Source organism: Desulfuromonas carbonis (assembly GCF_054658035.1).
In genome coordinates this window covers 37762-49233 of the sequence record NZ_BAAHXR010000005.1, presented here as the reverse complement: position 1 = coordinate 49233, position 11472 = coordinate 37762, and the positions used below count along the sequence as shown (strand labels likewise).

General features: G+C 63.7%; 10 protein-coding genes. 5 read left to right on the top strand and 5 right to left on the bottom strand.

Annotated features, from left to right (window positions below; translation table 11 throughout):
* The first annotated feature begins 6 nt into the window (after positions 1–6).
* The 3 genes from ACYQ8E_RS17760 (at position 7) to ACYQ8E_RS17750 (ending at position 2396) form a co-directional block, all read left to right on the top strand.
* On the top strand, positions 7–585 hold the full coding sequence (locus ACYQ8E_RS17760) for a nucleoside deaminase (RefSeq protein WP_066727819.1): 579 nt from the start codon (positions 7–9) through the stop codon (positions 583–585).
* A gap of 109 nt (positions 586–694) precedes the next feature.
* On the top strand, positions 695–1714 hold the full coding sequence (locus tag ACYQ8E_RS17755) for an SPFH domain-containing protein (RefSeq protein ID WP_066727818.1): 1020 nt from the start codon (positions 695–697) through the stop codon (positions 1712–1714).
* Positions 1715–1724: 10 nt separating this feature from the next.
* Positions 1725–2396 carry a zf-TFIIB domain-containing protein gene (locus ACYQ8E_RS17750; protein WP_066727817.1) on the top strand — a complete coding sequence of 224 codons (672 nt, stop codon included), beginning with the start codon at positions 1725–1727 and terminating at the stop codon, positions 2394–2396.
* A gap of 80 nt (positions 2397–2476) precedes the next feature.
* Here the strand turns inward: ACYQ8E_RS17750 and ACYQ8E_RS17745 are convergent, their stop codons facing one another.
* Positions 2477–4720 carry an inorganic phosphate transporter gene (locus tag ACYQ8E_RS17745; protein WP_066727816.1) on the bottom strand — a complete coding sequence of 748 codons (2244 nt, stop codon included), beginning with the start codon at positions 4718–4720 and terminating at the stop codon, positions 2477–2479.
* A gap of 531 nt (positions 4721–5251) precedes the next feature.
* On the opposite strand from ACYQ8E_RS17745, the gene ACYQ8E_RS17740 reads away from it, so the two are divergent.
* Positions 5252–6235: an ROK family protein gene (locus tag ACYQ8E_RS17740; protein ID WP_066727815.1), complete on the top strand. Its 984-nt coding sequence runs from the start codon at positions 5252–5254 to the stop codon at positions 6233–6235.
* Positions 6232–8304 (top strand): transketolase, encoded by a 2073-nt coding sequence (gene tkt, locus ACYQ8E_RS17735; RefSeq protein ID WP_066727814.1) that lies wholly within the window; start codon positions 6232–6234, stop codon positions 8302–8304. The genes ACYQ8E_RS17740 and tkt overlap by 4 nt, the downstream gene beginning before the upstream one ends.
* A gap of 139 nt (positions 8305–8443) precedes the next feature.
* On the opposite strand, the gene ACYQ8E_RS17730 is transcribed toward tkt, so the two are convergent.
* From ACYQ8E_RS17730 to ACYQ8E_RS17715, 4 genes are all read right to left on the bottom strand, one after another.
* Positions 8444–9106: a hypothetical protein gene (locus ACYQ8E_RS17730; protein WP_459861634.1), complete on the bottom strand. Its 663-nt coding sequence runs from the start codon at positions 9104–9106 to the stop codon at positions 8444–8446.
* Positions 9107–9133: 27 nt separating this feature from the next.
* Entirely contained in the window at positions 9134–10393 is a 1260-nt protein-coding gene (locus ACYQ8E_RS17725; RefSeq protein WP_459861631.1) for an HD-GYP domain-containing protein, read from the bottom strand.
* Positions 10394–10754: 361 nt separating this feature from the next.
* Positions 10755–11102, bottom strand: a complete 348-nt coding sequence (locus ACYQ8E_RS17720; RefSeq protein ID WP_459860476.1) for a type II toxin-antitoxin system HicB family antitoxin — start codon at positions 11100–11102, stop codon at positions 10755–10757.
* The gene (locus tag ACYQ8E_RS17715; protein WP_459860474.1) at positions 11099–11353 is read right to left on the bottom strand and encodes a type II toxin-antitoxin system HicA family toxin; all 255 of its coding nucleotides are present in this window, start codon (positions 11351–11353) and stop codon (positions 11099–11101) included. The genes ACYQ8E_RS17720 and ACYQ8E_RS17715 overlap by 4 nt, the downstream gene beginning before the upstream one ends.
* Between the last annotated feature and the right edge of the window lie 119 nt (positions 11354–11472).

Genomic DNA, 11472 nt, shown 5'->3' with positions numbered 1-11472 from the left:
CGCTAAATGACCACCCCCCACATGATCATCACCCTGCCGGCCTGGGTTGAGCTCTGCGTTGCCGAGTTCCCGGCCCGGCTGCCCGATTCCGAGGCGCGGATGCGCCTGGTGCTGGAACTGGCGCGGCAGAACATTGCCTTCGGTGGCGGCCCCTTTGCCGCGGCGGTCTTCGATTCCGCCAGCGGCGAACTGATCGCGCCGGGGGTGAACATGGTCCTCGCCGCCGGCTCCTCGGTACTGCACGCCGAGATCGTCGCCCTGATGCTGGCCCAGCAGGTGGTGGGTACCTTTGATCTCGGCGCTTCCGGTCGGCCCGCCTGCGAGCTGGTCAGCAGCTGCGAACCCTGCGCCATGTGTCTCGGCGCCATCCCCTGGTCGGGAGTGCAGCGTCTGGTCTGCGGGGCTGGCGACGGCGATGCCCGCGCCCTCGGCTTCGACGAGGGGGAAAAACCGGCTGACTGGATCGGCGGTCTGCAACGGCGCGGCATCGCCGTCGAGCGCGACGTGCTGCGCCCGACCGCTATCGCGCTGTTGCAGGCCTACCAGGCCGCCGGCGGCCCGATCTACAATGGCCGCGGCCGCTAACGGTGATGCTCGGGGCAGCAAAAAGCCCCGATTCCCAAAAGATAATTTTGTATAGGTCCAATAGGTCTTATAGGACCTATCGGTCCCAACGTCTTTCAAGGAGGAACCCATGGACATCCTCGACGGCATCAAACGGCAGCTGCGCTCGGTCATCGAGTGGCGTGACCCCGGTCCCGACCTCCTCTTTTACCAGTGGGGGGACAACGGCGACGAGATCAAGAACGCCTCGAAACTGATCGTCAATCCCGGCCAGGGATGCATCTTTGTCTACGAGGGGAAAATTCACGCCCTGCTCACCGAACCGTGCCTGGTCGAGCTGGCCACCGCCAACATCCCCTTCTGGACGACGATCAGGAAGGTGATGCAGTCCTTTGAGAGCGAGCACAAGGTCGGTATCTACTTCTTCCGCACTACCCGCATCCTCAACCAGAAGTGGGGGACGCTGGCGCCGATCAAGTACGAGGACCCGAAATACGGCATCCCGGTGACGGTCAAGGCTTTTGGCAACTTCAGCTATCGGATTGTCGAGCCACGCGACTTCTTCGTCAACGTCGTCGGTGGCCACCGCAACTTCACCAGCGGTGATTTCCGCAGCATCATGGCCGAACGGCTGGTGCAGTCGATCAGTGACCATATCGCCGAGTTGAGCCTCCCCTTCACCGAGATCGATGCCCAGCGCGAAGAGATCGCGGCATCGCTGGCGCCGCGGCTGAGCGCCGATTTTGCCCAGCTCGGTTTCGAAGTGAGTGACTTCCGCATCGAGGGGACGACCTTTGACGATGAAACGGTGCGGCGCATCGGGCGCATCGCCGATCTCGCCGCCGAAGCCCGCGCGCTCAAGGAGGTCGGCGTCGATTTCGCCGAGCTGCAGCGCCTCGAGGCGCTGCGCGAGGCTGCCCGCAACGAAGGGGGCGGCGCCGGCATGGGGATGGGGCTCGGCGCCGGGCTCGGCATGGGGCAGACCCTGGCCCAGTCGATGGCTGCCGGGTCTGCCGCGCCGGCGGCACCGACTCCCGCAGCGGCCGATCCGGCCGCGAAGCTGGCCAAGCTGAAAAAGCTCCACGCCGAGGCGTTGATCACCGACGAGGAGTACGCGGCCAAGCGCCAGCAGATCCTCGATACGTTGTAAGGTTGCTCCCATGGCCCTGTGCACCAGCTGTTCCGCGCCACTGCCGGTCAACACCGCCTTCTGCAGCTACTGCGGCACCCGCAACGACCTCGACGTCCTCGGGATGCGACGCTTCGCCGAAACCCATGAACTGTCGCAACGCATCTGTCCCGACTGCGAAACGGCGATGACGACGATCCGTCTGGGACAGGACGGTTCCTTCGCTGTCGAGCGCTGCGCCACCTGCTACGGGCTCTTCTTCGATCCCGGCGAGGTTCAGGCCTTTCTCGATGCAACCGTCGCCCCCGCCTTCGTCGTCAACTTCCAGGAGATCGTCAATATCAACCAGCAGCGGGCGAGCAGGGACCGCGGCGTGCGTTACGTCAGGTGCCCCGAGTGCCGCAAGTTCATGAACCGGGTCAACTTCGGCGCCACCAGCGGCGTGGTGATGGACCAGTGCAAGGCGCACGGGGTCTGGCTCGACAATGGCGAGCTGATCCACCTGATGGAGTGGAAACGGGCCGGCGGGGAACTGCGCGCGCAACAGCGGCTGCAGCAGCGCCGCGAGGAGATTGCCGCCGGCGCCGCCAGGGTGCGCCCGTCGTTACCGCTGGCAGAAGAACCGGAGAGTGATCCCGTCGGCGAAGCGCTCCTCAAGGTGCTCGAGTCGGCAGCCAGCCTGGTCGGCCGGATCTTCCGCTAGCCCCTCCCCGTCACAGCAAAGCAAAAGAGCCGGCCCCTTGAGGGACCGGCTCTTTTGCATGCAACGGCTGCCGGATTTCGTTATTTATCAACCTTGCTGAAGGAGGTCGCAAAGATCTCCAGCAACTCCATGCTCTGCTTGCTGAGCATCATGGCATTGCCGATGATGCCGTAGTAGAGGATGCTGAGGCGAGTCTTGGAGGTATTGTCCTTGATCCGCGCGGCCTGGCGCTCGTTGAGCTCGGCGGCGAGGGCGCGCAGCCGGCTGTCCTTCTCGTGCAGCCCGGCAATGTCGGCGGGCTGCCGGCGGTTGAAGGTTGCTTCCACCTCGACCAGGATATCGTGGAGCTGCCGGCGCACCTGCTCCAGCTCCTCGACCTGCTCCGGCAACAGCCCCTTGTGGTGGTTGCCGACATGGGTATAGCCGCGCAGCACGATGTCGCGGTAGCCGTCATTGAACTTCTGCAGGCGCCGGATCGCCTGGGCATAGCGGTAGGAGACGGTCATCCCTTTTTGGTCGAGGATGCGCATCGCCTTGAAGATGTTGGCGCTGATGATGTTGGTCCAGCTCTGCACCTTGTTCATCTTCCTGCGCTCCACGGTCAAAAGGTCGATCCGCTGGCGGAAGAGCGCGTCGAGGGCGAGGTCGAGGGAAGTGCGGATCTCGCCGAGGAAGAGGCTCATGTGCTCGAAGGTGGTGGCGATCGCGCCGCTCGGGTCCTCGACCGACTTGAGGTTGAAGATCTTCTCCTTCTGCGCTTCCTCGGTGAGGGTGCGGTGCTTGCGGTGGGCATTGCGCACCATCACCACCGTTAGGACGATCAGCAGCAGGACGCCAAAGGCCTGGCCGTAGAAGATGATAGCGGCGAAGAGGCCGGCAAAGATGAAGGCGGCGACCGCGGTGAGAAACCAGCCACCGATGACCGTCAATACGCCGGTGACACGGTAGACGGCGCTCTCCCGGCCCCAGGCGCGGTCGGAGAAGGAGCTTCCCATGGCGACCATGAAGGTGACATAGGTGGTGGAGAGGGGGAGCTTGTTGGCGGTGGCGTAGGAGACCACGGCGCTCGCCACCATCAGGTTGACGGCGGCGCGCAGCAGGTCGAAGGATGGGCGCTCGCCCCCGCCCACGGCCAGGGGGGCCAGCGCCGGGTCGAGGCGGCGGTGGACAAACAGTCGCAGCGGGGCCGGGATGACGGCGCGGGCCATATCAAAGATGCCAAGGACCAGGCGCACGATGGAGCGCGAGAGGAAAATCGACTCGAAACGCTCCTGCCCCTCTTCCTGCTGGGCAAGGCTGATCTCGGTCTCGGTGACGGTGCGCGCTTTCTTCGACAGGCACAGGGTCACCACCATGATCAGCCCGGAAAGGAGGAGCAGCGCCGTTTCGGTCTGGACCTTCTGCGCCAGGGCGCCCATGGGGACGGTGAGGGGGTTGGCGCTCGCCAGGGCCGCCTTGTAGGCCTGCAGCCCGGCGAGGGGGACGCCGATGAAATTGACGAGGTCGTTGGCGGAAAAGGCCATTGCCAGGGCGAAGGTGCCGATCAGCACGATCGGCTTGAGGATGTTGACCTTGAATGCCTGCAGCACCGCCAGCACCACCACGGAGACGGCGAAGATGATCAGCTGCAGGGTAAAGACGTTGCCGTTGATCCAGGCCACCGTCGCCGGGGTAATGAAGGCGGCCCCTTTGGCCCCCTTGACGAGGATGAAGTAGGTGATCGAAGCCAGGGCCAGGCCGCCCCAGAGCGCCCCATAGCGTTTCATGCGCTGGCGATAATCGAAAGTGAAGAGGAGCCGGGTGAAGAACTGGACCACGGCGCCGCTGACAAAGGCGATTACCACCGAGAGCAGGATCCCCATGATGATGGTGATCGCCTTGGCGGAGTTGATGTAGTTAACGACAGTTACCAGGCTGTCGCCGCTCTGGACGATCTTCAGCACGGAGACCGCGACGGCGGCGCCAAGGAGCTCGAAGACAATGGAAACGGTGGTCGAGGTCGGCAGGCCGTAGGTATTGAAGAGGTCGAGGAGGATGACGTTGGCGAGCATCACCGCGAGGAAGATGGTCAACAGCTCCGGCATGGTGAAGAACTGCGGATTGAAGATCCCCTTGCGGGCGACCTCCATCATGCCGCTGGAGAAGGTCACCCCGGCCATGATGCCGAGCCCCGCGACGGTGAGGATGACGGTCCGGGGCGCAACCCGGGAGCCGATGGAGGAGTTGAGGAAGTTGACGGCGTCGTTGCTGACGCCGACGAAGATTGCGAAAATCGAAAAGAGGCCGAGGATGCCGACTCCGACCATCCATAATTCAATGCTCATATGCGTTCATCTCCATTGCGTCGTTGCAAATGTGAGCGCCCTTGTTACCGGGGTGGCACTCGACCTGGTTGTGGGGATGGCCCGGGCTGGCAGGGAGCTTCCAGGCCGACGGGGCCGCCTCGCTAAAATAACAGGCATGGCCGCTCTTGGCGACCCTCAAAACACCAGATTTAAAAACCGGCATGCTTTTACTAGCGGATTGTTAGGGTTGTGTTAGCCTTCCCACTTTTTCCTCTGGTTGAGCCAGCGTCCTGATGACTGCCATGGGGCACACAGGTGATGGATAAGCGGGAAGAATGGGGCGGTCCGGCTTGCGGGAGCGGCGAGTTGCACTACAATTGATGGCGGGTAATGGAACGAAAGGTTTGAACGTGCATTCCCGTTGCCACCCAAGCTGCCGGACGACGAACCCGCCACAACACCAATCGACCGGACTGCCGAAGGATGAATCCTCTCGCGGGTCCGGTTTCAACTTTTTCCGGCAGCGGAACGTCGGCAGCGGCGACCGCCGGCAGCAACCATGAGGAGCTTATGATGGCTGAACCGTGCACCCTCGGGGTCGACCTGGGGGGAACCAAGATCAAGCTGGCGTTGGTCGCCGGCGATGGCCGCATCCTGGCGGACCGACGCCTGTCGACCGATGCTGATGGCGGACCCGGGCGGGTCCGGGACCAGATTGTCGAGGCGTGCCGGGACCTGCAGGAAGCGGCGCCTACAACGCCGGCCGGCCTCGGCGTCGGGGTTGCCGGGCAGGTCCGCGCCGCCGACGGCGTGGTTCGCTTTGCCCCCAACCTCGGCTGGCACGATGTGCCGCTGCAGGCCGAGTTGCAAAGGGAGCTCCAGCTGCCGGTGGTGCTGGTCAACGACGTGCGGGCCGCCACCTGGGCGGAATGGCGGTTCGGCGCCGGCCAGGGCTGTGCCGACCTGGTTTGCCTCTTCGTCGGGACCGGCATCGGCGGTGGCATCGTCAGCGACGGCCGGATCCTGGCCGGGAGCAGCAACAGTGCCGGGGAGATCGGGCACATGACCGTCGATCTCCATGGTCCTCCCTGCCATTGTGATAACCGCGGCTGCTTCGAGGCCCTGGCCGGTGGCTGGGCCATCGCCCGGCGCGCCCGGGAGGCGGTTCTCGCCGATCCCGGCGCCGGCGCCGTTTTGCGCCAGCTCGCCGCGGATCAGGGGGAAGAGTTGAGCGCGGCGATCGTCGCGGCCGGCCTGCGCGCCGGCGACCCGCTGGCCCGCAGGATTGTCGATGAAGTCACCTTGGCGCTGATCGCCGGTTGTGTCGGTCTGGTCAACGCCTTCAATCCCCGGCGTCTGATTCTCGGCGGGGGGGTGATTGATGGCCTGCCCGAACTGGTCGCAAGGATCGATCAGGGGATCCGGCAACGGGCCCTGGCCGTCGCCGGAGAAGGTCTGGAGGTCGTGGCGACCGCTCTTGGCAGCGATGCCGGAGTGATCGGCGCCGCCGCCGTGGCCTTGAACCAGAGTCAGGAAAAAGGAGCAGCGGCATGACGGAACAGGCCATCGATTCCCGCAACGATCTCGATACCCTCTGTATCAACACCCTTCGCATGCTCGCCGTCGACATGGTCGAAAAGGCCGATTCGGGGCATCCCGGCCTGCCCATGGGCGCGGCCGCCATCGCCTATACCCTGTGGACCCGGCACCTGCGCTGCAACCCGCAAAACCCCGCCTGGCCCGACCGCGACCGCTTCGTCCTCAGCGCCGGCCACGGCAGCGCCCTCCTCTACGCCCTGCTGCACCTCGCCGGCTACGATCTGCCCCTGGAGCAGATCAAGCACTTCCGGCAATGGGGAAGCCGCGCTCCGGGGCATCCCGAGCGGGGCGAAACCCCCGGTGTCGAGGTCACCACCGGCCCCCTCGGCCAGGGGGTCGCCAACGCCGTTGGCCTGGCCATGGCCGAGGCCTGGCTCGCCGCCCGCTTCAACAGGGACGGTCTGCCCCTGGTCAATCATTTTACCTACGGGCTGTGCAGTGACGGTGACCTGATGGAGGGGGTCGCCGCCGAGGCCGTTTCACTGGCCGGGCATCTGGGTCTCGGCAAGTTGATCCTCCTCTACGACGACAACCTGATTTCGCTGGCCGCGGGCACCCGCATCACCTTTACGGAGGACGTCGGGGTACGCTTCGCCGCCTGCGGCTGGCAGGTTCTCGATGTCGCCGACGGCAATGATGTCGCAGCGATCGACCAGGCCCTTGCCGCCGCCAAGGCCGAGACCTCCCGTCCGTCGCTGCTGCGGGTCCGCACCCATATCGGCTTCGGCAGTCCCCACAAACAGGACAGCTGTGAGGCCCATGGCTCCCCTCTCGGAGCGGAAGAGGTCGCGGCGACCAAGCACCACCTTGGCTGGCCGCTTAAACCGGCCTTTCACATCCCCCCCGAAGCCTTGGCCCGTTTCCGCCAGTTGGTCGACACCGGCCGGTTGCTGGAGCGCAAGTGGGACGATCTGCTCGGCGCCTATGCCCAGGCGTATCCCGCCGCAATGGCCGAGTGGCGGCGCTACCAGGCCGGCGAGCTGCCGCCGGGGTGGGACGAGGAGATCCCGGTCTTCGCGGCCGACCACAAGCCAATCGCCACCCGCTCGGCCGGCGGCGAAGTGCTCAATGCCATCGCCCGCAAGGTCGGCAACCTGATCGGCGGCTCGGCGGACCTCGACCCCTCGACCAAGACCGCCCTGAAAGGGCGGGGCAGCTTTCAGGCCCCGGGCTCCGGCGACGACAGCGTCGAAGGCTCGCCCGGCGGGGAGTGGAGCTACCGCGGCGCCAATATCGCTTTCGGCGTGCGCGAACATGCCATGGGCGGCATCCTCAACGGCATGGCGGCCCACGGCGGCATCCGCCCCTTCGGCGCCACCTTCTTCATCTTCTCCGATTACCTGCGCCCCTCCCTGCGGCTGGCGGCGCTCAGCCGCCTTCCCGTCAAGTACGTCTTCACCCACGACTCCGTTGCCCTTGGCGAGGACGGCCCGACCCATCAGCCGATCGAGCAACTGGCCAGCCTGCGGGCGATGCCGAACCTGACGGTCATCCGCCCCGCCGATGGCAACGAGGTCGCCGAGGCCTGGCGGGTGGCGATGCGCATTGACGACGGCCCGGTGGCCCTGGTCTTTTCCCGGCAGGACCTGCCGATTCTCGACCGCGGACAGGTGGCCCCGGCCAGCGGGCTGGCCCGGGGCGGCTATGTGCTGCTCGACCCGCCGGGGCCGGAGGCCGCCGATCTGATCCTGATCGCCAGCGGTTCGGAGGTGCATACCGCGCTTGCTGCCCGGGAACGGTTGACCGAGGAAGGCTGGCGGGTGCGGGTGGTGAGCCTCCCCTCCTGGGAACTCTTCGCTGCCCAGCCGCAGGACTACCGCGACCAGGTCCTGCCACCCCAGGTCAGCGCCCGGATCGCCATCGAGGCCGCGGCCAGCTTCGGCTGGGAGCGCTATGTCGGCCCCGGCGGCCAGGTGATCGGCATCGACCGTTTCGGCGCCTCGGCTCCCGGCGCGGTCAACCTGGAGAAGCTTGGTATTTCTGCCGCGGCGATCGTTGCCGCGGCTCGCAGTCTGCTGGCATGACGCTGAACTGCGTACCAAAAGGAATCGAGCTATGAACGAAACGGGAAAAGGGTAGAGTAAAGGGCAGGGTGAATCCTGCCCTCTACTCTACCCACCCGGGGTGCCGGGGGAGCGAACTTTCAGCCCTCCGGCAAAAGACTTATGGCGCGGCGTTCAACCGATGGGACTGTACCGAGAAGAGCTGGTTCAACGCGGCGAAGCTCCTTAGCGTCTCGGGGCGGTCCCCCTGCGATCTGGCCGTCTTGAAACGGATCAACTCCTCTTTGAACCCCTCGCTCAGGCTCCCGGGCACTCCCCGCTCGCGCAAAAGAACCTCAAAATGCGGATAAAACTCATCGATATCCTTGATTTCGCTGTCGATCTTGGCCCAATTCCAAATCTTCAGCGCTGCGTCCATTTCCCGGAAGTCATTCTGCAAGGCGAAGATCAGGGGGTGAACTTTGAAATCGTAGCAGGCCATCAGTGCCAGCAGGCCGTTGTAAAGATCGAGAAACCGTTGCTGGACCACCTGGCTGCTGGGTCCGCCCAGCGCACTTTCCAGGGCCATAAGCCGGTCGCGGAAGTGGGAAATGGTCGCTGCAGGAGCGGACTGCTCCAGACTGGCGAAAAAAGCCTGCTTGCCCTGCAACTCCACCAGCCATTGGCGAACCTGGTCCCACTCCCCTTTTTCGATTCGTTCCTCGGTGTGAATGAAGTCGGTGAAAATCTGGTTCATCTCCTCCGGCGGAGCTGGTTTGGCTGCGGCTGAGAAAGGTAACAACCAGGCGGCGGCAATTAGAACGGCGAGAATGCGTGGAAACATGGGGGGCGACTCCTTGGGACTGAGTGGCTAGTGGAAATAGGTGGCGATACAGGATTCGAGCTTGGCCTGTAGAAAGACTTCGTCATCATTGCCGATTTCGGCATAGAGCGCGGCCGCGTGGTCGAGAAACAGCTGCGAAACCGCCGGGTCGAAATGGCTCCCCGAGGATTCATGCAGGATTGCGACCGCAGTCTCGAAACTAAACGGCTCTTTGTAAGGGCGTTTGGAGGTCAGGGCGTCGAAGACGTCCGCAATCGCAAAAATCCGGGCATTGAGGGGAATCGCTGCCCCCTTCAGGGCTTGGGGATAGCCGCTGCCATCGAATTTTTCGTGGTGGCAGCGGGTTACCTCGATGCCGTCGCGCAGCCAGTCGTAACTCCGCAGGATATCTTCGCCGTGGTCGACGTGGGATTTCATGATCTCGATCTCCGCGGCGGTCAAGCGTCCCGCTTTGTGAAGGATGTTGTCGCTGATGGCGATTTTACCCAGGTCATGCAGAAAAGCGCCCTTGATCAGTCCCTGCATCGCGGCAGAGGGCAACCCCAGCAGTTCGCCGATCCGCACCGAATAGAGGGTGACCCGGTAGTTGTGAATGTTGGTATCGCTGTCCCGTTTAGCGACAGCGTTGCCCAGGACCTTTAGCAGGCCGACATTGGTCAGTGCCAGCTGTTGGGAATAATCGATCAGCTTGCGGTTGAGACGCAGGATCAGGGGATAGAGGACCAGGCTGGTGGTGAAGATCACCAGCACGACCAGGAGCAAGGACCAGAAGATTTGTTGCTTGCTCCGCGCCACCATCTCTGCCGGGGCCCGGTAGATTCCTTCCAGATAGCCGATCCGGCGACCGTCCTTGCGGTGGATGGGGACAAAGACCCGCAGGTAGGTCTCCGGACCGAGCGTCATTTTTTCGCACAAGGTCCCCTCCCGACCGGCAAAACCTGTCCCGTGCTTGGGGAGTTGTTCCTCGATCGCCTGGGCCGAGGGTTTGATCGCTTCGGTAAACTTTCTCGCATCGCTGTCGTAAAACTCGACCACGATCAGGTTGTCCTGTTCGATGGATGTCCGAATTTTGCGATCGAGGAGGGTCAGGGCTTCGGGAGAGGGGGCTTCCAGATAGGTGGCGACCGCCAGCGCGTAGTTGTCGGTTTCCGACCGGGCCTGGCTGACGACATGGTTGTCCAACTGGACGTTGCCGAGGTAGCGCACCAGCCCGCCGATGACCAGCGAGAGGAGAAGCCAGACCAGGAACAGTTTGAGCAGCAGCCACTTGTGGGGTTGATGAAGCATGGTCGGCCCGCCCCCCGCGGCCGTTCCGGCTGCAGGAAAAGAGGATGAAGGAGGTTATCTTTGGCCGGGCCATAGTTGCCATTTTCTTCCTCTCTTTTCAAGGAAATTCTGTCCGACCTGTGGCAACGGGGGGGGCAGGGGAGCAGGGGGAAGTAGAAGGCGGCGATGACCCTCGGCGAGGCGGCGATGATCGCCTCCTTGCCGAGGGGCTTTTTCCCCAGGGCGACGCTGCTCGCCAGGGCGAGGGCGCAGAAGAGGGTGAGGGGGAACCAGAGCACCGGCGGGCCTCTACGGGGAGGGGAGGGTATATCCGGTCAAGGTGGAGCAGGGGACTGACGGCCATCCCGCCAGCAGAGGTATTCTACACTGCCAGATCTTTTCCCGCCTCCCGTTCCAACACCTCGACGATGAACTTGTTCAAGGTCATTCCCCGCTGGCTCGCGGCGATGGCGACGCGCTGGTGCAGGGCGGCGCCGACGCGGACGTTGAAGGAGCCCTTGAATGGTTTTTCCGGGGCGTGGCCTGCCGCCTGGCAGGTTTCCAGATAGTCGTCGACCGCTTCCTCGAAGGAACGGCGCAGGGAGGTGACGTCGGTTCCTTCGTAACTCACCAGGGCGCGGATAAACTCCACGCGGCCGAAGAAGACGCGATCCTCGTCGCTGTAATGGACGGAACCGAAATAGTCCCGGTAACGCATCATGTCTTTCATAGTAAACCCTCTTGGGCGAGTGTTTCCTTGATCTGTTCCACTTGATAGTGCTTCAAGACCGGGGTCGGATGGGGTTTATGCAGGATGATGGGAGCCCGCGTCTCGTGCAGGAACCTGACCCGCGAACCTCCGGTCTTGCCGGCAACTGCCGGATGGTAGCCGAATCCAGCCAGCAGAGTTTCAAGCTCCTGCCAGGTGAAATCCTTCGGTCGGTTGCAGAAGCGCTGCAACAGCTTGTCACGTCTGGTCATTTCCCCCCTCCATTGCAGAAACTCTAGCAGATATTATTTAAAAAGTGCAACTGAAAATAGTTGCTTTTTGCAACGTGCCTGTTTGCCCCGCCCAGCAACAAAAAGAGTCGGCCCCTTTG

Coding starts and splice junctions, on each gene's coding strand:
- ACYQ8E_RS17760 (WP_066727819.1), top strand. CDS start 7: ATGACCACCCCCCACATGATCATCACCCTGCCGGCCTGGGTTGAGCTC.
- ACYQ8E_RS17755 (WP_066727818.1), top strand. CDS start 695: ATGGACATCCTCGACGGCATCAAACGGCAGCTGCGCTCGGTCATCGAG.
- ACYQ8E_RS17750 (WP_066727817.1), top strand. CDS start 1,725: ATGGCCCTGTGCACCAGCTGTTCCGCGCCACTGCCGGTCAACACCGCC.
- ACYQ8E_RS17745 (WP_066727816.1), bottom strand. CDS start 4,720: ATGAGCATTGAATTATGGATGGTCGGAGTCGGCATCCTCGGCCTCTTT.
- ACYQ8E_RS17740 (WP_066727815.1), top strand. CDS start 5,252: ATGATGGCTGAACCGTGCACCCTCGGGGTCGACCTGGGGGGAACCAAG.
- tkt (WP_066727814.1), top strand. CDS start 6,232: ATGACGGAACAGGCCATCGATTCCCGCAACGATCTCGATACCCTCTGT.
- ACYQ8E_RS17730 (WP_459861634.1), bottom strand. CDS start 9,106: ATGTTTCCACGCATTCTCGCCGTTCTAATTGCCGCCGCCTGGTTGTTA.
- ACYQ8E_RS17725 (WP_459861631.1), bottom strand. CDS start 10,393: ATGCTTCATCAACCCCACAAGTGGCTGCTGCTCAAACTGTTCCTGGTC.
- ACYQ8E_RS17720 (WP_459860476.1), bottom strand. CDS start 11,102: ATGAAAGACATGATGCGTTACCGGGACTATTTCGGTTCCGTCCATTAC.
- ACYQ8E_RS17715 (WP_459860474.1), bottom strand. CDS start 11,353: ATGACCAGACGTGACAAGCTGTTGCAGCGCTTCTGCAACCGACCGAAG.